Source organism: Kaistella antarctica (genome assembly GCF_900109615.1).
Taxonomy (GTDB): Bacteria; Bacteroidota; Bacteroidia; order Flavobacteriales; family Weeksellaceae; genus Kaistella; species Kaistella antarctica.
In genome coordinates, this window is the sequence record NZ_FOIX01000002.1 from 50,508 (window position 1) to 76,329 (window position 25,822).

The window sequence follows — 25,822 nt, forward strand, 5'->3', positions numbered from 1 at the left end:
AATGTTCTGTATGTTAAATTAACCCTTTCTCCACAATCGCAATTTCCTCCTCCGTCAACCCGTAAAGTTCATAAACCATGCGATCTATTTCCTGATCGGTAGAAGTGATTTGAGATTGGATTTGTATTGCTTTGTTTTTCTCTTGGTCAAAGTACTGTTCCCAATCTGCCTTGCGGGAAAGGGTAAGTTCTACCTTTTGTTTTTTCAGTTCTTTTAGGAAATCATCATACGATAATTGATACCAACTTTGTAACTTGTTTGAGAGACTTTCTATGGAAAATTCTCTTTTTAAAGTCCTTTGAAATTTACCTGAAATTTCCACCAATTCTTTGTTTATGCGTAACATTAAATTAGTTTTCTCAACATATAATGTCTGATTCACAGGTGATAATTTTTTTATTGGAAATTCTTTAGCATCTTTTATAAGTATTTTTTGAAATCTATCTTTAAATTCCTCTAAAAATTGCTTCTTGTGGTAGAAAGACATTAGTTTACTATTTATAACGGCTATTAAATATTCTGCTTGATAGCCATCTTTAGGAATTAGATTAAACGCATTCTGAGAGTTGTACAATTCCTCTGTTGTCAAAGCAGCCCATATTCTCTTATCTGACCAATCAATTATTTGCTTTACAAGAATTCTTTTGTCTGTAAAAAATTTTTTCTCTCTTGGTGCACCCAACCATTTACCATAACTTATCCACTCTTTCTCACCCCAAGTAACGTTATATCTTCTTATATCATTTCCTGCTAATAATTTTCTGAAAGTCAAATCTTTTTGCTCGACTGAGTGAAATACTCTATCTTTTATTTGATCTTGCGAGTGACCTTTATATTTGTCATAAGGAGTTAAACCTAAACAAAACTCAACACAGTCAACAAGTTTAAGAGTATCTACTTGGCATCTATTAAGTATTTGGGTATTTAAATTATCTACATTAATGCGAAAGAGGAAATTGTCATCATTTTTCCATTTAAGAGGATCAATAAAAGAATGTAAGTCTGCCGTGATAGAGGAGATTTCACTAATTCTATCAAAACCTTTATAAGCGATTATTTCAACTGAAGATTCAGTACTGATTTCTGCTTTAAATGTTAGGATTATCGTGTCAACTTTCACTTCACCTGAACCACCGCCAAAAGATTCATTGGGAAGCCTAACGATACTTTGGATTGTAGTTTCTTTTAATAGTAATTTTCTTAGATCTTTATAAGATTCTTGAGTAAGTAAAGAAGAAGGAATTATCAATGATGAAACTCCTTCATTATTCAATAAATTTACTGACTTTTCAATAAATGATGAGTATAAATTAATTCTGTTGTTAGCAGTTTTAAATATTTCAAATAAATGTTTAACAATTATTTTATCCAAAGATTTTACATCTACGTATGGGGGATTCCCAACAATTACATCAAAACCACCCTTACTAAAAACCTGAGGGAATTCTCTCTCCCAATTAAATGCTTTGTCGCCGGCAACGTCAGGATCATCAATTAATGAGTTTCCACACTTGATGTTATCATTCAAACTATTCAGTTTCCTGTTGGGTTCTGCGGTTCTTAACCAAAGAGAAAGTTTCGCAATCTCAACGGATTCTTCGTTTAGATCTACTCCAAAAAGATTGTGTTCTAAAATACTCTCAGAATGATAACTGAAAATAATTGGAACGTTGAGTAATTTGGCTTCCAACTCGTCAACATATTGGTGTTCTTCAATCAGAAAATTCAGGGCTTCATTCAGAAACGCACCTGAACCACACGCAGGATCTACAATGGTAATTTGCAATAGCCAACTACGGTATTGATCCAATTTACCCAACAGGTTTTCCTTTGTTTTCTGTTGGCGTTTTTTATCTGTAAAATAATCTTCTTCTACAATTTGAAATTCGGTTTTCTTTTCCTCACAGAGTTTACCCACCGTATTTTCGACAATGTATTTGGTGATGTATTTTGGGGTGTAGAAAACTCCGTCCTTCTTTCTTTTCGTTTTGGACTTGTCGATTTCAGTTCCATCCAACTGCGCCTTAATCTCATCGATTTCATTGAGCGAGTTTTCGAAGATGTGTCCAAGAATATTGACATCAACTTCACTTGCAAAATCGTATTGAGATAATCTAAAAGTGTGTTGGTAAAGTAGGTCATCATCAATCTTAATCTGATCCAAGATCTCATCCTCTTTAAACAAACCGCCATTGTAAGCGAAGACATCGTGATTCTTTCCTTTGAATCCTGTATTCAGATATCCAAAGTACTTTTTATAACGATTATAAAGCGGGTCGTAAGCATCTAAATCTTTCAGTTTATCCCACTGCTCTAAAATCTGTCTTACAGAGTTGGGTGGTAACAAACCTCGATCTTCTCCAAAGAGCAAGAACAGAAGTCTGTCTAATAATTTTTGCGACTTTTGGAAAAGGAGTAGAGGATCGTACTCAGGATTAAGAAGTGTTAAATTTTGGAATAATTCTCTTTTGAAAATAGAGTAGTCCTTGTACAGTTTCTTAGTAACAATATCTTCCTGATTAAGAGATTCATCTTTTAATTTATTAGGGATATCGTTTTTAATGTTGTCGAATGATAGGAGTAGATAGAGTAGATTAAAGTCATCCTTTTGAAGGGTGAAAAGATTGAATTCTACGAACCTTACCGAGTCATCAATATATAATCTAATTTTTTCGAAATTAGACGTTATAACGTACTTGCATCCTGTTTGGTTATTTTTGTAATTAAACGCCTGTTCTTCGACCTTCCCAAGATCCGTGGTATTCGTTCCTTTCAGTTCTATAACACCAACTACGTTTTCATCAATGATAATTGCACCATCCGCCTTTTTACTGTCTTTTATGTTTTTGTATTCGGTTGTAAGATTGAAACCAATTGTTGGGTTTAAGGTGTAACCAAATATTTTGACGAATAAATCTCTCAGAAATCCTTCTTGATACTGTTCCTCTTTAGAATTCCGAATATTTTCTTGAATCTCATGGTTGTGAAAATGTGCACAAAATAAATCCCATTGGATAATGAGATTTTCTTTGTTTTGCGTTTTGAGATATTTGGAAATAATCGTTTTCTGAAACATATTTAAATTTAAACATTAAAATTAAACAATTGGTGAACATTCCGCAACTTAATGTCTAAATGGAGTTAATTTCCACCGTGTAACAGAACAGAGTTGGTTTTAAAGGTGGTTTCTAAATCCATTGAGGCTAAGTAATGTTGTGTAACAGTACTGTTGGAATGACCCAACATTTCAGAGATGATATTAATCGGTGTGTCATTTCGATTTAAAGTGGTTGCATAGCAATCTCTTGCTTTGGATAAATTCATTTCGATCGGTAAGTTTAACTTTTTAGATATGATGACTAAATTTTTATTAATCTTTCCCCGATACTTATGGATTTTGTTGGCGAAATACTGATCTTTATAATCGTCCACCAATTTACCGAGAACAAAAGGACTTGCGGTATTTCCCACTTTATCCAATAATAACTGAAGTCGATCACTCATGGGAACCACGATTTCTTTTTTGTGATTTTTACGGGTGTTTTCGGTTTTCTTTCTATAAAATACAAAATGATCTCCTTTTTTCTGATCCCATCTCAATCTGAACAGGTCTGCGAAATTGATTCCATTACACAGATATAATATTTCCCAAATGTCACGGGCATATTCCTCACCTTTGTTTTCGAAGTCAGAATAATTTAGGAACGTTTGTAATTCAACAGCATCTAACACTTGTTTCTTTGGAAAGGTATTACAGATTTTTAACCCATCTCCCCCAAAAGGATATTTATAATCCGTTGGGATCTTTCCGTTGTTGGAGAAATAATTGATGACTGTTCGCAAGTCTCTAAAGATACCTGCAACGTAGTTATTTGAGTTCCCGTTTTTTAATTTCGTCCGTTGAAATTTTTCTAAGAATTGTTTATTTATCTCAGCAATTGATAATTCCTTGTTATCAGTTGTGAATGCATTTCTTGAATTTCTCATTTTTTGAATCGTTCCTAAGGCTAAGTGAGATCTCTCTTCAATGTATCTGTTAAAAAGACTTATAACGGTTATAGATTCTTCTGCGGTTTCGGGTTGTCCCTTATTAAAGAAACGATCTTTCAATAGTTGACGGTCGAAAGTCTGCATTTCGTTTACAATCTCTTCAGCACGGTTTACTCGCTTCTGACAATCGTTCCTAAATTTAGTGTAATCCTTGTTAGTTGATTTTTTGATAAGAACATCATTATATAATTCCTTACTCATCTTCGTAATGTTTAAAAAACATTTATTTTTCCCCCAATTGACTTCAACTGCGAGATTGTGCTCTCCTTTTTTATCGATATGTCGAGTGTCCAAGACTAATTTACATGTTGCCATACTATTTTAAATTTTTATTTGTGGTAGTTTAATATTCATTTTGGTTTGTTGACCATTCTTTATCCAATCGTCTATTTCTTCTCGATTGAATACTAATTTTTTTCCTATTTTATTAAAAGGTATCTTTTGCTTGTGCACCATTGTATATACTGTTGATATGGTGAGCGGGATATATTCTACAAGGGATTTTATATCCATATATTCTTTGATTTTCATATTGCTTTTTTTTAATGTTAAAAAACAAAGACGTAACGCAATGCTACGCCTTTGTTTAATTTTGGCATAATTATTAAAATGCTTTATTATTAATTTACAAATTCAGACCAACTTCCTTCTAATAAGTTATTATAGGTTTGAGTAAGAAACTCAGCATCTTTACAAATTATGGGAGTTCCTAAATTAGTATGAAAAGTTGTTTCCATAATTTCGATACGGGAATTGACTTCCTCCATAATTACACTGAACGTAATTTCGTTGTCTCTTATAAATTGTAAATCTTCTTGATAAATTTCTCTATACAATAATTCTAATAATCTGAAAAAATGGTAAACAGGGTTGTTATGTTCTGTTATCCCGATCAGGCATTCATTGAATTTTGGATCATATAAGTTGCCCTGTGGTATTTTACTCAATACCGCTAAATAATTTAATTTTTTAAATTTCATAATAATTTTTTTTAATTTTCCCTAATTGGGTTCTTCTCTTTTGAGATACATTCATAATATTTTTGACAACTCCTCTTATGTTGTTGTATATTCAAATGATAACCTTTTAAAACAAGAAAGTCAAATAATATAACAGTAATCAATATTATATTCGTAAATAAATACCACTATAATTATAAATTCATTATATTTTTTGATTGTGAGTCACTGATGGATTGGGCGAAGTTTGTTTTAATCTTTGATTTTTGTTTTTTTATCATTTTTTTTTGAAAAATTTTAAAATCTACTTTACAAATCTGACATAGTTGGAGGTCAGAATAGGAAAATATGTTTTTTACTCTAATCATTAGAGTAAAAAACATGTTATCCTTAAACGTATTTAACTCCATAATACGGTTGGAAATCTACTTGCAATGCTAACGGAATGCTAACAGATAATAATTTTTATTCCTTCCTATTTACTTCTGAATCATTTTCCACTATAATTTCAGTAAGTCGGGTAAACCGCATAGAATCATTAATAAAATAAGTAATGGAAGAAAAGAGATATAAATTATCAGTAACTAAAGATGTTTTCAATATTAAGTTCGAGGGACCTACGAAAATATATTTTGGCAGAGTTGACAATTCACTTCGAACGACAGAAAAAACAATAACGGAATTTTCACAATTGATACTGAGACCATATGCTCATTCGTGGAGTGGTGGAGTATTTAACGGGAAAAGAAGTAAGGCATCATGGTTGGAATCATCAGTAATAGGGTTAGATTTTGACAAGGGGCTACAAACCGTTGAGGAAGTTTATAATAAGTTTAAGGAATTTGATATAACACCAAACGTATGGTATACGACATTTGGAGACTCACCCGAACTGCGCAAATTCAGGGTTGTTCTATTTTTTGATCAGTCTATTAAGGGTCATAAAGTATATGATAAAATCATGAAGAAACTTGAGCAGTTTTTTATCATTGATACAGCCTGTAAGGATGAATCGCGAATATTTTACGGTGGTATTTCTTCGTATATAACCTCTACAGTTCCAATTTCTCTTAGTAAGTTCTTAGTATTTACTAATGTTAAAATTATTTCTAAAGACAATGGATTACCTCGTGGCATTATTAAATTGAAGGAAAATTCTGCTTTAATATCGCAATCCTTATATAATAACTATAGTGATGATGGTTTTAAAGCAGAAAATTCCACCTCTTCTCTTCCTTCCTACTTAAGTGGGAGGAATCTCATTAATTGGGACGAAGACCGAAAGAAAGTAAAAATATTGGATGAATTCCTTTCAGGAGCATGGTTAACCCATCCTGAAATTTTTGGATTGGCGAGTAATCTAAAATATGTTGAGGGTGGACTAAAAAAGATGAGGAACACAATGAAACATTTTAATGATTTGGGAAGGACAGGGTATACCGATGATAATTACAGCACTGTAACCTATATTAGGAATAGTAATTACAAACCCCAACTCATTCACTCATTTTCACCTTATGACGAAGACGAAGATTTGTATGACATTGTTTCCGCTATTAAAAATGTAACGGGCTTCATTAAAATTTTGGACCAACCTGCAAAGATGAAACTTGAGCCTGCAAAGAAGATTTTTGAAAAAAACTTTAATGAGGTTCTAAACAACTCGGAAACAGATACAGTTTACATTTATGCGTTACCTACTGCATTTGGCATAACCCATAAGATAACAGGAGTGGAAAAAGTTATAATTGCACTCCCGACAAATGCGCTTAAGAATGAAGTGGGTGGAAGGATGAGTGTAGATTACACTTTAACTCCTGATTCGATAGTCTTTTCAGATTCATCGATTACCAAGAGAATTGGACACTTATATGACGTTGGATTACCGAATAAGGCAATGGGATTAATTCGTGCTATTGCAGACGGTAGATACTCATCAAATCAAGATGATAAAAACAGTGCCATCAATTATATTTTGCAGTTGGAGGCTTGCGGAAATCTCGATAAATCTGTGTTAACAACACATTCGAGAGTAACAAATTCCGACTCGTTACCGCACGAGACAATTATTTTCGATGAAGATCCATTGAGTGATCTTGTTGAAATTAAAAAAACAACGATAGACGACATTTCACACTTATTCTTTCAATATGAACCCGATAAGAATGTACGAGACTACTTAGTGTCGCTCAGTAATGCTATATACGATACACCAAATTTTCCAATTGATTTGGATGAGATGATTGAAAAATGTAGCATAGCGGGTATCGAGTCAAATGTTTTCTCATTTTTCAAAAGTGATTGCTTCATAAAATTTAATGAGCAGATTCACTACATTATTAAGAAACCATTTCCTATCGGTAAAAAGGTAATAATAATGTCCGCTACTATCCCAATTGAGATATACAAGAAACTATATCCTGAGACTAATTTTAAAATTTTGGATATACGAAATGTTGAACAATTTGGGCATATAAAACAGTATACGTATAGATCATTTTCGAGAGATTCATTGATGAATTACAAGAAGGTGGACAATCTTATTTCAAAAATCGGAAATTCAAAAGTCATAACCTTTAAAGGTCATGTTGATCTATTTCCAACTGCTGAAAAGGAAATATACTTTGGTAATTGCTCGGGGAGTGATAAATTAAAGGGTCAGAATATTACTATCGTAGGAACTCCACACAAAAGCAATATAATGTACTTTTTATTGGGTAAGGCAATGGGCGTTGATTTCGAGATTAATAAATCACCCATGAGTTATCAAAAGATTCAACGCAATGGATTTGAGTTCATGTTTAAATGCTTCGATAATGAGCAGTTGCGGATGATTCAATTATCTTTAATTGAATCAGATCAAATACAAGCAATAGGTCGAGGAAGAGCACTTATAGAACCATGTTTTATTAATGTCTATTCTAATTTCCCTCTATTACTGACAGATGAGTTTGATATGGATAAAATATGTTAAAATGTGGGGTCCTGATGTACTTTTATGGTGCAAATGTGTAAATATTACATAAGTTGGATCCCTTTTTTGTCGGATTTAGATATGGGACCTAAGTATAGTTATTATAATTCAAAAACTAAGCATGTGTTTAGTAATGAGAGGTGCGAGACGGTCCGCTAAAGATAAAAAGGATTTGCTTTGCCTGAGAGATATAGACTCAGCCCTGAAATGGGGTGGTTTTGATCATTTTTCTCTCACAGGAAGAAATTAAGTTGGTTTGCTTAATTGTATTACAGGATTTATACTGATTAATATAAATCCATGTATTAGTAATACAGGAATTATAATCATTATAATAAATCCACTTTCAGATTATAAAATATCATGCTTAATAGCGATTCTTTTTACCTTTTGTACAGTTTTAGTCGATATATCACAAATCTTAGCTGTCTCACGGATTGACCTACTTTTTTTCAAGTATTCTAAACATTTTTTACTTGTAGGTTTTTTCATAAAATCCGCATCTGACAATGTATCTCCTTTTCTTTTCCCCAAAATACCACCGCGAGCTAAAAAAGCAGCTACCCCCTGTGCACTCCTCTCAGCCGTATTTGTACGTTCTAAATCGTAAATACTTGATAATATGGATGTTATAAGTTTGGCGATAGGATTTCTTTTACCATCAGGTCTTGTTTGTAAACCAATATTCTTAATAACCACATTAACTTCCTGTTCTTCCATCCATTCAAGTGTAAGAATGACATCACTTGTATTTCTCCCTAATCTGCTTAGTTCAACTACATGTACCTCATTAATTTTTTTCTTTTCGATCAGTTTAATTAATTCTTTGGCTTGTGGTCGATCCTTAAAATTTACAGTTCCCGAAATTTTATCGAAAAATTCTTTTTCATAAATTTCTTTATCTGCTTCCAACCTGTTTGCGGTTTGAGTGTATTGATTACTTATTCTGTGATAACGTACTTTCATAATGCGTTTAATTTTGTGTACTTATTAATGTAAGGGCATAATTACCACAAATAGTGCAAATTGCCTCACTTTTCCGTTAGATTGTAGCTATATAATTTGCGTACTTTATAACCTTAGTTAATAGTACTACAACGATTAAGCAGAACAAAATAGAAAAGATCTACAGTAAGAATTGCATGAAAGTTTTGAAACTAATTAGGTTTACTTTTACTAAACCACCGCTAAACAAATACGGACATTATAGGAAAATAAATTTAAAAGAATCTATAATGAAAAATTGTGCTTGAGATTTTTAATTTTAAAAGACCGAATAATTTTTTGTATTACATCTTCAAATTTCTGACGTAACTTGTGACTAATATTTGGTATTATAATGTCGAAAATAAAAACATTTATTTATCCAAAATTCTATATTAGACATCTTCCATAATTTTCAATCAGCAAATTAATGACAAAAGCATCATTCAACGGGAAAAAAAAAAAGATACAGCTAAACATTGAAAATTCAAATAGCAGTATTTTAGTATCTGTAGCTTGGCTAACATCGTTAGACTTTCTTGGACAACTTACTGATAAATTAGACGTTGGATGTAAAGTTCAAATTATCATTAGCGACCATTACCAAAATCAAACAGTAAATTATGAAAAGTTTATTGCCAAAGGAGGAGAAGTATTTATTGTTCCCACAAAGAGTGGCAGATTTTTACACGACAAATTCGCACTATTTGATAATAGCAAACTCGTAGCGGGTTCTTACAATTGGACTTACTCCGCAGAATTTCGTAATCACGAATTTGTTATTGAAAGTGTTGATTTGCAACTCATCAAGCAATTTACAATTCGCTTTAATAACTTAAAGAAAATCGTAACCGAATATGATAAATTAAAACTCGTAAGTAATGACAACTTGAATGCTGAAAATAAGGAAGAGGAATTTATTAAACTTGAGGAGGAATTAGAAAAAGAATTTATAACTACAATTAAAGAAGCAAACCTCGCAGGGGCAAAAATCAACTCAACAAATGTAATTTCGTATATCTACAATTATGGGGCAATAGGTGGCGCAAGCCGTCTCATCAGTCATGGTACAGATAAGCTCCATTCAGGATTAATAAAATTGTGGGAAATAAATAGACTTGATATTAGTTTTGAAACGATAGTGTTGAAGGAAAAATATCAAATTTTGTTCGACAAAGACATTCTCGAAAAAGCCCAAAAGCGACTTGATCAGCTTGCGATAAAATAGAATAATTAAAGGGGCAGGAGTAGAATATTACTTTATCTAAATGATTTTAGAATGTAGTTGACGTTTTAGTTATTCAAATGAATTTTTGGGGAGGTCTCATGTTTCGATTATATAAAAATTTTAGTAGTTAATAGTAAACCAAATATATAAATAGATGAAATTAAATCAACAAACACACAAATTAATGTCAGATCTTGAATCTGAATTTCTACCTCGGAGTATCCTTTATGCATATTATCAAACAGTATTGTCAAATTTTCAAGACGTAAAAGGGTTTGGAAACTGTGAGGATTTTCAGTACTGCTCTTTACTTTTAACGATGATGTTGGATGACGAAGGGTTTACTTTTGACGCAGATGAAAGGCAGAAAATCGCATCCATTGCATACTATATCGTATCAAAAGGATTATTCAAAAATATTTATGATGAAAATGGAGGTGAATTTGCAGATGCAAGCAAATCTTCTGAACACGCAAACTTATTGGGGGTTCGGTTATCAATATTGCAAAACACTTCTCAATCAATTAAATATTCATTAAATGATAGCGGAATTATTCCAATTGATGTGCATTGGTCTCCCTATTCAACTTCCAATAATAATGACCAATTTTTGGGAGAAATGAAATTTCATGATGCTTATGTCATTAGTAGAAATTGTGAAACCCCTTTTGGATTATTCATTAATTCAGGCAGCATAGAAGTGTCAGAGATAGAAATGCAAGGTTATTACCACAAAAATGATGAAGAAAAACACGTGATATCTACAAATGGATTCAATAACCACAAGAAGTTTTTTAATTATTTACAAAATAGATTTGAAAATGTGAAAGACTTTGATTTTTCATAAGTAAAGTTGTAAGTATTTTCAGTTATAATTTTGTGTATACATGGGGATCCCGGCCCCGTATCCTACCTCTATTATTGTCTTTTTTCGTATTGTAACAGGGGGGATCCGTAGACCATTACAAATTTTTTTGGCCAAAATTAGGTCGTATTTTTACATTCTCTCTATGAAACGATAAAGTCCAAAAAAAAATTTTAAAATTTTTTTCAGAATAAGAGCTATGAAACTATATAAATCAGACAGTTAGATTCTATAGAAACAAATATATGAGATCTAATTTTTGTAATTTAGTAGAACTTTAAAAACACTAACGTTATGAGAAAACAACTACTTATTTCCATCCTCTTCTTTCAAAGTATTTTGATTTTCAGTCAGATTTCTTCCAAACAAAAAGATTTTACGATTTATTATAATGATAATAATATTGAACTTGATTTCCATTACCCTGTAATTGCAAAGGCATATAGTGGACTCTTTAAGAAAGACGTTCAAATACATTATAATGATAATAATGGTTACAAATACACGATAGTAGATGCAGAACCAAGCACAATAATTACCTTAGACTATCAACTGTTGGATGGTACAAGTGAAACTCCTCAAACTGTATCCATTGCATCCCGATCAAGATCCACAGGGACGATTGACGTTTACTTTAACCATCCCGTTGACACATCGTACGCTCAAGGACAAAACGCAGTTAATCTTGGGAATACCTTAGATGATAAGTTAATTTCGTACATTAATTCAACATCAAGTTCACTTGACATCGCGATCTACAACTCATATTCTCCAAGTTCCACAACGGGAATTGCGGGTGCGATAAATGATGCGTTTGATCGAGGGGTGCAAGTGCGAATAATATATGATGGTAGTACAGGAAGTACAATGATACCATTACTAAATAATTCGATTCCAAGACTCGCGAGTCCGAATAATAGTAGTTATGGTATTATGCACAACAAGTTTTTAATTTTTGACGCAAATAGTACTGATGAAAATAAACCAATCGTTTGGACGGGTTCTACAAATTGGACGGTTGCACAGATTGACGGGCCTGACAAGAATAGTGCAATTGTCATCCAAGACAAATCTTTAGCATTGGGTTATCAAATCGAATTTGAAGAGATGTGGGGATCTTCAACAAGTACACCTATACCATTTAATTCGAGATTCGGTCCTTACAAGATAGATAACACACCTCACACTTATAATATCGGTGGCAAGATAGTAAACAGTTATTTCAGTCCAAGTGATGGTACGACATCCAAAATAATTGATGTTATTAATAGTGCGGATACAGATATTAACGTAGCAACAATGTTAATTACAAGAACTGATATTAGTGGTGCACTGATCAGTAAATACAACAATGGATTAAGTTCCACGCAACTTATAATGGATACTCAAAACCCACAGGGTAACCAAAAGGCATTATTACAGACGGAGATCGGTGCAAACAGAGTAAGAACGGATACTTCAAGAGGAGTTATGCACCATAAATTCATGGTGGTAGATAATTACGACAGTTCATCTGATCCTACAGTGCTTGTTGGATCTCACAATTGGAGTGCTTCCGCTGAAAATAGGAATGATGAAAACACATTAATCATTCACGACTTGAATATTGCCAACCAATATTATCAAGCATTTGCGTCTCTATTCAAACTGTCAGGTGGAGTCATCACAAATCCATTAGCAGTTGTTGAAAACCAATTGGTAAAAAATAACTATATCATCTATCCAAACCCAAGTAACGGAGTTATCAATATTCAAAGTAAAAATATTTTCGTCGGTAATAGTGATGTAAGAATTTATGATGCTACGGGTAAAAAAATAATTCAAGAAACATGGAGCGATTTCAACATAAAAAGTGTTGACCTAACTCTCCAATCAAGTGGCATTTATTTTGTGGTAATTACAAATGCATTGGGAGTTGATTATGTTAAAATTATTAAATATTAATCTATTTTACCTGTTACTTATTATTTCGATTCAGAAGACTCAGGTAGATTTTTATTAGAACTTTTGTCAACAAGTTCCATTATGTTGTCATCTGAACTTTTATCTTGAAGTTCCGCTACTCTTTTCTCAGAATTAGCCATCGCCTCTTTCATAATTATGTCAATATGTTCATCGACCGAGTCGTTCATTTTATCAAGATCAACTTTTCTTTCATCCCATTTATTTTTAATAATTTCTTTTTCTTCTTCCGTATTCGCAACTTTCATTTCTTTTGTTTTCCATTTTTCTAAAAGATCTCTAATATATTGGATGACATATTTCGATAAACCTTTCAGAATTTGAGCAAGAATATCTTTTAAAAAGGGAAGAAGAATTTTTGTAAATAGCCACTGTACGATTTGTTTTTTCATTATAGTTTATTTTTGGTGATAAAAATACAGAAATAAATCAGTATATAAGAGTGAATTTTGAGTGCTAAATTAAATGTAAAGCAATTAATTTGGGATCGTAATTTGGGAATAAAAAATTATCTATTGGTCGTTCAGCCAACCAAGGTTGTTCTGCATCTTTAGATAACACCAATGGCATCCTTTCTTTTTTATTATGGATTTCCGCGATTAATTCATTAAGGTTGGAAGTCAGAATAGAAAAGCTCGTCAAGGTTTCATTATTGTTTTTATCTACCCAAATATAATAAATCCCTCGAAGGGAAAATGGTTATTACCGTTGTCCAAATGAATGAAGTATTTTTCCTTCTTTTCACCTATGGAATTTAACCACTTCCAATCATAAAAACCATTTACTAAGATTAAGCTCCTATTGGAGACAGAGTTTTTGTAACTCTACTTTCTCTTAGAGTTTCTACTCTTGCATTTAATGTCATCTTTCAAACACCTCTGTTTTTTTGCCCAAAACGGTGTAAGTCCCCAATCACCTAACACAACCGCATTTGAATTTTCACTCGTAACGATTGGGGTTTTCGGAAAGGAAGTAGAACAAGCCGTACATTTTTAACTTGTAATCTATTTCATTTATTTTGACTCATATTTAAATAAAAGTTTGCCTTACTTTATATATAAATTTTAACTATTTTTAGCAATAATTAAAAGTTTGCTATAAATTATAAAGATTCCTTCTTATACATTCATGCTTTTAGATTAATAAGTAACAATTTCACAATCAAAAATATAATAATTTATATTTTATATTTTTTAAATATTTTTTAATGAAAGTAAATGACCAATTTATTAATCCTAACAATGCCGAACATTCCTTTGAATGGGTGAATTTAAATTGGGATTCTACCACTTTTTCTATCCGCAATCGATATGATAATATATTAACAGGAAAATTTAACCACATAAGTTCAAGTGAAATCTCCTGGGACAACTTCAGATCAATGATCGAAAAGAGCATTGAAAGAAAACACGTCATAACTCAAGATACTTCTGTTATCTTGAAAAAAATAGCAGATAATATTTAGGAATTCAGATATGGAAAAAGAATTTAGTAATCTTACAAATATAAAGTTTGATTTACTGTACTTAATAAAATTAGTCGCCCCTAAATATGACGATGTGTTAGATGAGGTTAACCAATTGAAATTAAGTCATCCAAAACTTACTAAGATAGAATTAAGTAAAAAATTTGCAAAGAGAATTAGAAACAATTATACATCTGTTGGTATTGCATCTGCATTCCCGAGTATAATTCCTGGGTTAGGAACGGCAGTGCAAGTAGTTGTCGAAGGAACAACTGTAACAGGTGATTTAATGTTAATGTTAAGAGGCATGGCGCGAATGTGTTACGGAGTTGGAATAATTAATGACAAAGATATGACTCAAGGTTTTAATCAAGACCTTATTAGTATCTTAGGAATATGGAGTGGCGTAATAGTAACTGCAAAAATTGCGACAGAAAAACTTGGAACTAAGGTTGCAGTTGCCCAATTTAATAGACATGTAACGGGAAAAATGTTACAAAAAATTAATAAGCGCGTAAGCACTACAATTCTAACAAAATATGGAACGAAAAGAGGCGGTGTAGCACTAGGTAAATTGATTCCATTTGGAGTTGGAGCAGTTATAGGTGGTGGATTTAATTACGTAACTATGAAAAGTTACTCCATAGCGGCGATTAAACATTATGAGTCTGCAGATGATGTGGAATATGTCATTTTAGAGTAAATAAAAACCGAGATTTTATAGTTATTTTCCGAGGAAGATTTTAAATTTAAAAACACGATATAGTACCATAAAAACAGATATAATGGTTGCAACGGGACAATTTTTGGAAATCCAATTAATTTGCCTTAAAAAATAATATTTATTATCCATGATCACAGAACAACTAAAATCCTTTTTTTCAATTCTAAATACAAAAGTTGATTTTGTAAATAACGTAAAAAAAGAATACAGCAAATTTTTGGCTTCAGATTTTAATTCTCTCGATTTCTTAAAGTTCGGAGAAAATAAGGCGTCAGAGATTATTGCGTTTTTTTTAGATCCAAATGAGTCGCATGGTCAAGGAGACTTGTACCTGAATCTTTTTTTAGTAGAGTTAGGAATTGACTTCCGTTATGATAAATTTACAGATGTTATTTCTGTAGTTGAAAAAAACACTGATGATCGACGAAGAATCGACATTTTTGTTAAATCTAAATCACACAAAACTTTATTTGGCATTGAGAACAAGATTTATGTAAGTACTGCCGATCAACTAAATCAAATTAACGATTACTTAGAATTTTTAGATAAGCAAGCGATAGATCATGATTTCACTTTGTTTTATTTAGCACCCCGAGGTAAAACAGTTAGTACTTTAAGTTTTAATGAAGACTTACTTAATCAAAAATATAGTGCAGATTGTCTCAAATTTATTACCTATGAGGATGATATGATCCCTTTGATTCATGAATTTGGTCTTAGAACTGAAAATAACAGAGTACAAGCATTTCTATTTGACTTCGAAAGAAAACTTCAAAAATTATATATGGGAAATAGTGAAATTAATGAAACACAAATAGTGAGAGATTTTATTTGCGAGTCGAGTGCTAATCTTGAAACGTCTTTTGCAATTACGAATAATATTGGTGCCGTAAAATCTGAATTATTAAGAAATTTTGATCAGCAAATGAAAGAAATTTCAGCTGAACTAAATATTCAATTAGATGCTGATCCATATAGATTTACTTTAGAGAAATTAAAAAACTTTAAAGTAGGTGTAAGTTTCGAAGACGGTGGAGTATTCTACGGAATAGTCCGTACTGCTCAAGTCTTGGAAAAGAAACGACTTTTAGAAATTGAAATGCTTTTTCTCTATAACTTAGAGAGTAGCAAGTGGTGGCCAATTTATATTTGGGGTTTTAAAGACATCGAATCAAACTTTTCCTTTTGGCAAGCAATAATAGATGGAAGTATTAAAAAACAAATTAAAGAATTCATTTTAGTGCTCCTCAATAGTTCTTATTCACTAAAAGAAGTTTAATAATAGAACTATAATATTTTTCTTTAAAATTAGAGTGAATTTTATTTTGTATACATAGCAGATAATTCCAAATGAACATATATAAAAGTAGTGATAATAATTATGTAGAGTGAAATCCATTATATGAAACAAATTGAACCAAAAGATGTAGTGGAGTCTTTTACTTTCTACCGAGATGAAAACGATGGAAAAGAACCCACTGAATGGAACCAAGTTACCATGTTTAATAAATTAGGATTTGGTGTTATTGGAATCGATGGTAACTGTGGGGCAATTAATCAAGAGGGGAAAATCATTATTCCCCTGACGTATTCAAACCTAATCGATTTCGCAGAACTTGAAAGCACTCATATACTTGCTTGTGACCAAAATGATAAGTGGGGTTATATTAATTGGAAAAATGAGATATTAATACCTTTTATATTTTCATACGCCTCCGTATTTCAAGACGGATTAGCGACGGTATGCAAGGATGGTAAGTATTTCATCATCGATACTCAAAATGAGATTCTTAAACAAGTAGATGGGCTTAAAAAATTAAAATAATCTTGATTACTTATTTACGATATGAGTGCGGCTTAATCAGATAATAAGTTTAAATTTAAACATACAGTTTTCCAATGATTTCAGAGGATAACGATTTAGTATCTCGATAGTTTTCACCATCAATAATCGATATAAATCCAACCTTGCAGAAGTTTTGAATAGGTTTAAACTCATTTTCAAACTCGAAGATTGGGTTGTGGTAGTATTTTCCGAATTGCGAGTCCTGTTGATCTATTTTAGGGTACAACAAAATACTCTTACTTGATTTCCAATGAAGATTGTAAGTAAACATTTGTTTTAGATCATCGTCAGAAGGATTGCTATTATCAACAATTTTCCACTTTGTATCGATGATAAATGTTTCGTCAGTTTTTAATTCCTTGATAACGATGTCGGGTCGGATTGTTTTGTTCTCCCAAAATAGATCTCGATCCTGCGAACTGATTTCAAATTGATTGTCCACATTATGTTTCTGTAATACTCGGTAGATGTATTCCTCCCAAAGTTTATTCATGTCGAATAGTAGGGTCAACATCTGATCACTACCTGAATTTAGATTTGGTGAATAATTTAGAATAAGCATCTTTGCTATGTCTAATGATTTCTCGTATGGTCGCGATTTTCTATCTAATTTTAGATTTTCAAAGTGCTTACTATTAAATTCTTTATAGGTGAAATTATTAAATTCAAATAGTAAACGTTTCACCTTGTCTTGTAGTTTTTGTGTTACTAAATTATCCAAAATGGTTAACGCTTGAAAGAGAATTTGATGAATCAAGTGGTCTTTGTCATAAACCTGATGTTCACAATAAAACCTTTCTTTGTGAACAATGTTTTTCTCAATATCACGGGAGAAAACCAACTTGCCCTTTAATGCCAATTGGTTGTTTTCAACCCTTCTGTATTTCTTGATTAGTCCCTTCTTAACCAATTGCTCCAAATCATTTAGAAAAATTTCAAAATATACTTCTAAAATGGAATTGTGTTTCTTTTTTAAACCTGTTTCGGATACGGTATCTACTTTTATATATCTGCATACTCTCAACATATTGATTAGAACATTCTGCCATAGTTTTTTACTTGGGTCAGATGAATTATCTGCCTTAGGTAGAATTTCTATTGTCAAGCCACCAACTTGGATCACTCCGACGTACGAATTAAATAGAATTCCATTGTAAACAGGTGTGAAATATTTGTTACCGTTTTTTTCATTGAACTTCACAAGTGATTTAAAATGATTTTCAGAAAAATCACCATCACCAATTTTTAGTTTTTGATACTCAAATACCTGTATGAAATTTTTAGAGTTCATTTATTTCATTGATCATTATAATCATTATAAATAGAATAAAAATCATTGGCGGTCATTTGTTCAATATCTTTGAAGGTGTAAATTTTCTTGTCGGTTAAGAAATCTACATCTTCGTAGCCTTTGAATTTGGACAGGATTTTTTTGTTATCCTGTGCTGAGTTGGTTTCAACGAATTGATCACCTAAAACTAACCCAATTTTACCAAAATCTCCAAAAAAATACTCTTCTAATAAAGGAATAATTTTGTTTTTGAAAGTGATTTTTAAATCTGCAAGGGAGTTGACACCAATGAAATATGAATGACCAATTTGATGATCCTTATCCACTAAAAGTTCTATTCGCTTATTAATTATATCAATCAATTCAATTAGATTAATGTTGGGAGATTCTTGAATAATACCTCCGTTCTCGTGTGCTGTTCTAATTACTTCGGGATCAGATTTCATTTCCGTAAAGGAGAATCTTCGTCTTAAAGCAGTATCCAACGATTCAACACTTCGATCCGCAGTATTCATGGTTCCAATTATGTATAAATTTGGAGGAACACCAAATGATTCTTTGCTATATGGAAGTATTACTTCAATTTTCTCATCATTGCCTAATCTCTTATCATCCTCAATTAACGTAATTAACTCACCGAAAATTGCAGAAATATTACCTCTGTTTATTTCATCGATTATCAGTACATATTTGTTACGTGAAAATTTTTCATTTTCTGAAGGATCATCCTCTTTATATTCAGACAAATTGAACTGAGATTTCATAAATCCAACGATATCCTGCATGTCCTTTTGAAATGCACCCGATGGTCTTGCCTTTTTATTTTGGTAAGTATCTGAAATGTTTTGTTTAGTTATCGTAAAGGAATATTGAGATGGAGTATCTAAAGACGAATATTTTAGTGAATTTTTTGACGATAATCCGTATTCCCACGAGCCTATTTTTAATAGTTCAGCATTGGAAATTTTACTTTTCACTATTTCAATTAATGCTTCCCAACTTTCCTCAAAATTATTAGAAGGAACTGAACTATGGTTTTCTATTGCAGTTGTGCAAATGGTTTTGAAAATACCACTTTGTATTTCGTAAGATAAATCACCCTCTTCATCTCCTTTCATAGATGGTTTTATTCCTTCAATAAAGTCTTCATAACTCATACTTTGGTGGAAGGTTGTAAATTTAATTTGATTGTTTTGAATACCTTGGTCGTAAAGTTTAAGGATTTCCGCACGATCTTTTTTTGTGTTGCCAAATTTTCGATCTTCAATAATTTCAACCGCTAATTTCTTTGTACTGTAGGTTTTTCCTGAACCTGGGCAACCGAAGAGGATTTGATTAAGTGGATGGTTCATTTTGTTTTGGTTTAATTGTGAAATTCTTAATATCTCGTCGAATTGTTCTTTTGTCGCAGTGAAATTTGTTCCCTGATTTCCGACTTTTAATGATGAGAGAATTGAATTCAATTTCAGATCCTTCCACAATAACGGGTTAGCGGAAAAATTTTCAATAATTTTGATTCCTGTACGATCTTTATTAGGATTGAAGTCGGATTTATAAAATTTAATTTCTTCTTGATTATCATCTATAATTCCCACATCAGATGTTACTTCAGCAAGACCGTAGCATCCTGAATTTTCTCCCGTCATCCACAGTATTACTTTGTCTCCAATCTTTATCTTATCCTTATGAGCAGCAACTTGCCAATTAGACAATACGTTAGCATTTAGAGCACCTACAATATCGTAATACTTGGGATTTCCCTGAAAAATCCAATAATTAGTTTTGGTATTTTTTGAAAAATCAAGTCCCAATATTAAAGTCCTAAAATCTTTGTCAAATACCATTCGCTCTATGAAGGGGTTGTTATATTTGAGATAACTTGATCTTACTGTTTTATCAATGACTTCTTTAATTGCAAGGTCTATCTCTTTTTGTTTTTGGTCAAGTAGATCTAAGTCTTTAATATGATTTAGGTAAGAATTAATTGAAGAATCGAATTTTTCAGATTTTTCTCCAAACTGTCCGTCCGAAATTATCTTGAATATTTCATGATTGTTTACCGATTTTAAGCACCAAACGTACTTTTGACCGATGGTAAAATTAAGTTGATTATCAGAAACATTAAAAACACATTTTTGAGTTCCTTTTTTAATACTAAATTCTTCAATTATTTCGTCTAAATAAGAGAAATATATCGCAAGATTATTATTTGTGAAACTATTCAGAATACCATTATAGATACCTTTTACATCTCCTCTATAACCAACATACAGAAGATTTTGAATCATTAAATTGGTGTCATCCCAATCAGGTTTAGGGTAAAATGTTCTATAAGCAGAAACGAAGTCTTCTCTTAGATTGATTACCTCATTAAATTTTGGTAACTGCTCTTGAAGCGTTATGTAACTCTCCTTGCTTGATGATTTTGGATCAAGGTTAAACTCTGAACAAAATTCTTTAAAGAATGAAGATTTGTATAGACTATATTTGTCAGGGTGTCGAAAACCAAGGTAAACTGATATTGTTCTCTCGTCCTGTTGAGCATTGAATTTTTCAACCTTCAGATCGTCTTTTAATAAAACTAAAATTTTTTCTGAGTCCTGTTGGAAAGTATTAATTTTATCTTTTAAGTCAATGTCTTCACAATACAACTTTCGAAACATTTCTCGTGTTTCCTCAGGAAATCTATCTACCGATTTAGATATAAATCCCCATGAGTTTTGATACAATAAATTACCCGTTTTTGCGAACGATTTTTTAAACATCTTAGCGAACTGAGGATCATCTATATTCCAATTTTGTTGAAAGTGATTTATTGCATCATATTTATATCCTTCGTTTGGTTCACCTGTAATTTTTGTAATTGATAAATATCGGTCAATAATTTTATTAACTATTTGTTCGTCCATTATAAAGAATTCTTATGATTTTGGAATGTAAATTCCTCCTGTCCCATTTAAAATTTTATCGTTGAGATCTTTACCAAAGTTGTTTTTGGAGATCTGTGAAAGTTCTCTATAAAGTTTTTTAAACTCATCGGAACTCTTATCTAATTTTGTAAAATACTTTTTAAGTGCAATCTGAGTCTCACCGCCACTACCTGCGGAGTCATAACCTTCGATAGTAGATCCTTTATAGCCAAGATATTTACTCGGTGCAAATAATCCTTCTTTTGGATAGTAATACCAATGAAAGAACGATGAATAATATTTACGAACTTGAGATGGTTCATTTTTATCTACCTCTTGGAACGATGTGAAATTATCTACAATATCTTCCCACGATTCTACGGTAACCTTTTTTGAAACTTTATACTCCTCACCCTCATGTAGTAACTCAAATTTATTTTTAATGATGAAATCTGTGTCTTCACAGCGTATCCAATCAGTATTCTTATAAATTAATATTTCGAACATTCCATCTCCTTCAGTAGTTTTGAACATACAGACTACAATATCATTATCCTTTTTGCCATCAAGTTCCTTCAAATCTTCAATTATAAATTTTTTCGCAACACTCAAATCTTTATGTTCAAAATTTACTCCTTGGAAAGGTTCTAATTTATGATAGTCTTCATAGTCATTATTAACTCCATAGTAATCAAATGTGTAAAATAGGTCGTTCTTTTCCATAATTGTATTTAAAGTATTTTATAAATTTTATATAAAAATAGTTAATTTTCCAACATTAACTATGTCCATAGTGAATTAAAAAAATGATGAATATTCCGCAAACTTAAATATAGAAAAGCACTTTTAATTCGATTGAATTTTCATATTTTCGTTTAATTGTAAAATCATATTTATAACCAATAGTGGTTGCGATTTTTAATTTATAACAATAGTGACTAACGATCTATCTTACCAAGTATATTCCCCGACCTCAGTACTTGGGATTTTTAGCAATGCTTTGAAGTTACCTGCAACAATTAATCTAATATATTTAAAAGGTCGTTATTCTTACGGTGGAGGAAAAGCATATTCTAATTATTATTTCGATTTACTGTATTCAGAGGGAGGCAGTATTTCAATTGCCGTTAAAATGAGTGCCACTCTAAGAAGTAAGATTAATAATGGTGATGTATACACGTTACGTGGCTTTATTGAAAAGAAAGTAAGAAACTCAAGCATAGAACTCGTTTTTGTTGTTGATGAAATAGTATCACAGGATGAGAAACAAATTAGTGAGGAAGACCTTCAACGATTCGATCTTATACGAAGTAAGTTAGAGAAAGGTTCAAGAGATTTAGAAACCTTTATCCGTGAGAAAAAATTAAAAAACGAATCCATCAGAGTTGCAAATATTTTTGGTAATTCCGCCATAGTTCAACGAGATTTTTTGGAAGGTCTTGATGTTTCACAAAATCAATTTGAGATTACAGATTTCACTTGTAATATTACTTCATCAACATCGATACTCGATAAAATAAGAGAGATAAGTCTATTGGATTTTCACATCGTAGGAATTGTACGAGGTGGGGGAGATCAACAAAGTTTCGATGCTTTTAATGACGTTATTTTAGCAGAATATTTTATTCAATCTGATTTACTTACGATCACTGCTATAGGTCATACCGTAGATGAAACACTTATCGATAAATTGGCTGACAAACGATTTCACTTACCTCATGATTACGGTGCAGGATTACATAATATTATTGATAAATTATCTCAGGAAAAATCTAATTCGAGAGCAATACTTATCGATGAAGTGAAAAAGGACATTACTAAACAGTTTACTGAACAGGTAAATACCCTTGGTTCGCAATTGAAAAAGAAAAATGAAGAGTTTGTACAGGCTCAGAAAACTTACAAAGAACAGGTTGAAAATCAAACTAAATCATTCAATACCCAACTGAAGAAGCGTAACGAAGAAGTCGAGAAACTGAAGAAAGATTTATCACAAAAACATACTGAACAAGTACAGACACTTGCAAATCAACTTAAAAAGAAGAATGAAGAATTTGTTGAATCTCAAAAAACTTATAAAGAACAGGTTGAAAATCAGACTAAATCTTTTAATGATCAATTAAAAGCCCGAAATTCTGAGGTTGAAAAATTAAAGAAAGACTTATCGGAGAAACATACTGAACAGGTTAAAACTATCGCTACTCAGTTACAAAAGAAAAATGAAGAATTCCTTGAATCTCAGAAGACCTACAAAGAACAAGTTGAGAATCAGACAAAACTTTTTAATGAGCAGTTAAAAATAAGAAATGAAGAAGTTGATAAACTGAAAAAAGATCTATCAGAAAAACATGCTGAACAGGTAAAAACACTTCAAGAACAGTTAACTAAAAGGAATGATGAGTTTCAAAAGTTCCAAGACTCTTCAACAAAGCAATCACAAGACTTACAAAAGAATTTCCAAGATCAGCAGAAGCAACGGATTGAGGAAATGGAAAACTACAAGAAAGAAATTGCAACTCTTCATGATAAGAATATCCAATCCGCAGTCAATGAACAAACAGCACAACTCAGTGCGAATCTATCCAACTCTGCACAAGAGATTGATGAATTAAAGTTGAACTTGAAAAACAAAGGAGTCAATTATCTTTATATTGTGTTGGCAGTTGTGATGGGATTGCTTATTGGATTAATGATTAATAGGTTATTCTAAAGTTGGAATAATACTATCTCAACTTATATTATATTTCTTTCACGATGCTTATCGGTTTGATCTATCGTTATGTAAATATGTTGCTATAGATTATAGCAACATATTTTTTACAGTTGATATAAATCGTATCTATATTTGCACTATGAAATTACAGGTGAGAATTAAAGAGGGGGTTGCTTTGAAGGTAGGTAACGAACCGCAATCGGTGATCGTAGAATTTGTGGATGATAAAGAAAAACAACGGTTCGAAGTTCTATTTTATGACTTGGATCCATTTCAGTTAGGAATTAGGTTATGGGACATTTGGGAACTAACGATAAAGTGGAAATCTGAAATCTTTACCGATCCCAAAACCGAAGTGAAATCTTACTTCACCCATTTAACTTGTACCAAAGCAAAACCAATTATGCAGATGCAGAAGTGAGTTAAGAATTTCCATTAAATTTGCATTCTTATCAGTATAAACCATCATAGCAAATCTTTAAAAACGTAAAATGAAAACAGAAGAAAAACTAAGTGAAATTGGAAAATTATATCAAGAAATTATAGAACACAGAGTGAGACCTCTCCCGCATGGTATTTGTTATCATGCTGCTGCAAGTTTGAATGAATATTTTTCTAAATTATTATTGGTGTCATCAGTCGTTGTCGGAGATTTAGCACTTCTTAACACATCAGATAAATACGTGGTATATGGAACAAAAATGAATTTTAAGAAGCAGATAAATGTGGGAGACTATCATGCGTGGTGTGAGGTTGAAATCGATGGAGTAAAGTATTTAATTGATCCAAGTATAAAATACAATAGAATTTTTCTCAGAGAAGAGCACAAATTTAAAACCTCAAAGAAAATTTTAGATATTGTGGTTACATCCGATAGGGAGACGTTTCACTGTAAATACAGACAAAATGATCAAAACATTCCGTATTACAAATTTTTTTTAAATCAAATTGAGGATGATAATAGTAGTATCAATTCCATAAGTGACGAACTACTAAGAATACGCCCGATCTTTTAAAGGACGGACTTTTTTTACTACTAAAAATCCTTGCACGATTTCTTGCACGATTAAAATCAAAAGTCATCAAACTGTATCAAAACAGGTCAAAAAACGATTATTTTTATTTTGTATAAGTAATTGATTTATTGGTCTTTAAGAATCGAACCTTATGGATTGAAAATCCATGTGTCCCTGGTTCGATTCCTGGAGAGACCACTTTTTTTAAAAGAACAAAGCGTACAGTTTCAAAACTCTACGCTTTTTTTGTGTCTTTATTTGAGTTTAAAGTCCCACCAAACTCCCAAGTGGTAAGTAAAAATGTATGTATTTTTCAGCAATAGTAAAACAAAGTGCAATTTTAAAATTCGTTTTAAAAGTTTTTATTAAGAACTTCACCTAAGAAAATCTTAAATCTAAATGACATTTCAATTTTTCTTACGGCAACGGTCATTCGCCTTGCGTTTTTGTTGTATCCATTTTGGAAAATTACCGTCTCGTATCGCTTAAATTTTGTAGCGTCTTTATTCATAAATCGTGAATAGTAAAAATCTGAACCCTCACGATATTCTATTTTTTTGGTGCCGGCTAAAATTTCATCGAAAAATTGTTTTTGCAAAATGATGAAGAGTGGCTTGGGCTGAATTTCAGTTTCAGTAGGTTTTTGTAAACCCAATTGCTTTTTTAACTGCTTTCGTCGTTCGATTTCTTCGGGGGTAAGTATTGGTCGAATGTACTCGGTATTTATTTTTCGTCTCATGATCTTTTCCTGAAGTTAGTAAAAATAAAACGATGAGGTCATTACTGGTATTATTACTGTAGATAGCGCTTTACAAACCTAGATCAATTTGGTATAT

21 protein-coding genes and 1 pseudogene are annotated in these 25,822 nt (G+C 31.8%); 11 read left to right on the forward strand and 11 right to left on the reverse strand.

Annotation, left to right across the window (positions count from 1 at the left end; translation table 11 throughout):
- Positions 1–13: 13 nt before the first annotated feature.
- The 4 genes from BMX49_RS04835 to BMX49_RS04850 all read right to left on the reverse strand — a co-directional run bounded on the left by BMX49_RS04835 (position 14) and on the right by BMX49_RS04850 (position 4,997).
- Complete coding sequence (locus BMX49_RS04835; protein ID WP_034717271.1) at positions 14–3,076, reverse strand: Eco57I restriction-modification methylase domain-containing protein; 3,063 nt, start codon at positions 3,074–3,076, stop codon at positions 14–16.
- Between the two features lie 65 nt (positions 3,077–3,141).
- On the reverse strand, positions 3,142–4,365 hold the full coding sequence (locus BMX49_RS04840) for a tyrosine-type recombinase/integrase (protein WP_034717270.1): 1,224 nt from the start codon (positions 4,363–4,365) through the stop codon (positions 3,142–3,144).
- 6 nt (positions 4,366–4,371) lie between these two features.
- On the reverse strand, positions 4,372–4,581 hold the full coding sequence (locus tag BMX49_RS04845) for a helix-turn-helix domain-containing protein (protein WP_034717267.1): 210 nt from the start codon (positions 4,579–4,581) through the stop codon (positions 4,372–4,374).
- Positions 4,582–4,670: 89 nt separating this feature from the next.
- The gene (locus BMX49_RS04850; protein ID WP_126337191.1) at positions 4,671–4,997 is read right to left on the reverse strand and encodes a hypothetical protein; all 327 of its coding nucleotides are present in this window, start codon (positions 4,995–4,997) and stop codon (positions 4,671–4,673) included.
- A 565-nt stretch (positions 4,998–5,562) separates the two neighbouring features.
- Between BMX49_RS04850 and BMX49_RS04860 the strand changes: the two genes are divergently transcribed.
- A complete protein-coding gene (locus BMX49_RS04860; RefSeq protein ID WP_034717261.1) occupies positions 5,563–7,983 on the forward strand; it encodes a hypothetical protein in 2,421 nt (806 codons plus the stop codon).
- A 351-nt stretch (positions 7,984–8,334) separates the two neighbouring features.
- Here BMX49_RS04860 and BMX49_RS04865 read toward each other — a convergent pair whose 3' ends face one another.
- Positions 8,335–8,949 carry a recombinase family protein gene (locus BMX49_RS04865; protein WP_034717259.1) on the reverse strand — a complete coding sequence of 205 codons (615 nt, stop codon included), beginning with the start codon at positions 8,947–8,949 and terminating at the stop codon, positions 8,335–8,337.
- Positions 8,950–9,397: 448 nt separating this feature from the next.
- On the opposite strand from BMX49_RS04865, the gene BMX49_RS04870 reads away from it, so the two are divergent.
- From BMX49_RS04870 to BMX49_RS04880, 3 genes are all read left to right on the forward strand, one after another.
- Entirely contained in the window at positions 9,398–10,195 is a 798-nt protein-coding gene (locus BMX49_RS04870; RefSeq protein WP_034717257.1) for a phospholipase D-like domain-containing protein, read from the forward strand.
- A gap of 154 nt (positions 10,196–10,349) precedes the next feature.
- Positions 10,350–11,042, forward strand: coding sequence for a hypothetical protein (locus tag BMX49_RS04875; RefSeq protein WP_034717256.1), 693 nt, complete (start codon positions 10,350–10,352; stop codon positions 11,040–11,042).
- A 312-nt stretch (positions 11,043–11,354) separates the two neighbouring features.
- The gene (locus BMX49_RS04880; protein ID WP_034717254.1) at positions 11,355–13,004 is read left to right on the forward strand and encodes a phospholipase D-like domain-containing protein; all 1,650 of its coding nucleotides are present in this window, start codon (positions 11,355–11,357) and stop codon (positions 13,002–13,004) included.
- Between the two features lie 20 nt (positions 13,005–13,024).
- On the opposite strand, the gene BMX49_RS04885 is transcribed toward BMX49_RS04880, so the two are convergent.
- Positions 13,025–13,414: a hypothetical protein gene (locus BMX49_RS04885; protein ID WP_034717251.1), complete on the reverse strand. Its 390-nt coding sequence runs from the start codon at positions 13,412–13,414 to the stop codon at positions 13,025–13,027.
- 64 nt (positions 13,415–13,478) lie between these two features.
- Positions 13,479–13,706: pseudogene (locus tag BMX49_RS14920) on the reverse strand (SOS response-associated peptidase family protein); the annotation flags it as partial.
- A 523-nt stretch (positions 13,707–14,229) separates the two neighbouring features.
- Between BMX49_RS14920 and BMX49_RS04895 the strand changes: the two are divergent.
- From BMX49_RS04895 to BMX49_RS04910, 4 genes are all read left to right on the forward strand, one after another.
- Positions 14,230–14,487, forward strand: a complete 258-nt coding sequence (locus BMX49_RS04895; RefSeq protein ID WP_034717246.1) for a hypothetical protein — start codon at positions 14,230–14,232, stop codon at positions 14,485–14,487.
- A gap of 10 nt (positions 14,488–14,497) precedes the next feature.
- A complete protein-coding gene (locus tag BMX49_RS04900; RefSeq protein ID WP_034717244.1) occupies positions 14,498–15,190 on the forward strand; it encodes a hypothetical protein in 693 nt (230 codons plus the stop codon).
- Between the two features lie 148 nt (positions 15,191–15,338).
- Positions 15,339–16,490: a PDDEXK-like family protein gene (locus tag BMX49_RS04905; protein WP_034717242.1), complete on the forward strand. Its 1,152-nt coding sequence runs from the start codon at positions 15,339–15,341 to the stop codon at positions 16,488–16,490.
- A gap of 123 nt (positions 16,491–16,613) precedes the next feature.
- Entirely contained in the window at positions 16,614–17,036 is a 423-nt protein-coding gene (locus BMX49_RS04910) for a WG repeat-containing protein (protein ID WP_034717240.1), read from the forward strand.
- A gap of 55 nt (positions 17,037–17,091) precedes the next feature.
- Here the strand turns inward: BMX49_RS04910 and BMX49_RS04915 are convergent, their stop codons facing one another.
- Genes BMX49_RS04915 through BMX49_RS04925 form a run of 3 tightly spaced genes read right to left on the reverse strand, consistent with a single transcriptional unit; the run spans position 17,092 to position 21,980 of the window.
- A complete protein-coding gene (locus tag BMX49_RS04915) occupies positions 17,092–18,348 on the reverse strand; it encodes an McrC family protein (protein WP_034717239.1) in 1,257 nt (418 codons plus the stop codon).
- Positions 18,349–18,353: 5 nt separating this feature from the next.
- Positions 18,354–21,257, reverse strand: a complete 2,904-nt coding sequence (locus BMX49_RS04920; protein WP_051803582.1) for an McrB family protein — start codon at positions 21,255–21,257, stop codon at positions 18,354–18,356.
- A gap of 12 nt (positions 21,258–21,269) precedes the next feature.
- Complete coding sequence (locus BMX49_RS04925; RefSeq protein WP_051803580.1) at positions 21,270–21,980, reverse strand: hypothetical protein; 711 nt, start codon at positions 21,978–21,980, stop codon at positions 21,270–21,272.
- A 211-nt stretch (positions 21,981–22,191) separates the two neighbouring features.
- Here BMX49_RS04925 and BMX49_RS04930 point away from each other — a divergent pair, with 211 nt between their 5' ends.
- The 3 genes from BMX49_RS04930 to BMX49_RS04940 all read left to right on the forward strand — a co-directional run bounded on the left by BMX49_RS04930 (position 22,192) and on the right by BMX49_RS04940 (position 24,986).
- Positions 22,192–23,967: an exodeoxyribonuclease VII large subunit gene (locus tag BMX49_RS04930; RefSeq protein ID WP_034717238.1), complete on the forward strand. Its 1,776-nt coding sequence runs from the start codon at positions 22,192–22,194 to the stop codon at positions 23,965–23,967.
- A gap of 142 nt (positions 23,968–24,109) precedes the next feature.
- The gene (locus tag BMX49_RS04935) at positions 24,110–24,391 is read left to right on the forward strand and encodes a hypothetical protein (RefSeq protein ID WP_034717236.1); all 282 of its coding nucleotides are present in this window, start codon (positions 24,110–24,112) and stop codon (positions 24,389–24,391) included.
- 70 nt (positions 24,392–24,461) lie between these two features.
- A complete protein-coding gene (locus BMX49_RS04940; RefSeq protein ID WP_034717235.1) occupies positions 24,462–24,986 on the forward strand; it encodes a hypothetical protein in 525 nt (174 codons plus the stop codon).
- Positions 24,987–25,338: 352 nt separating this feature from the next.
- On the opposite strand, the gene BMX49_RS04945 is transcribed toward BMX49_RS04940, so the two are convergent.
- Positions 25,339–25,725, reverse strand: a complete 387-nt coding sequence (locus tag BMX49_RS04945; RefSeq protein ID WP_051803579.1) for a hypothetical protein — start codon at positions 25,723–25,725, stop codon at positions 25,339–25,341.
- Positions 25,726–25,822: the final 97 nt, after the last annotated feature.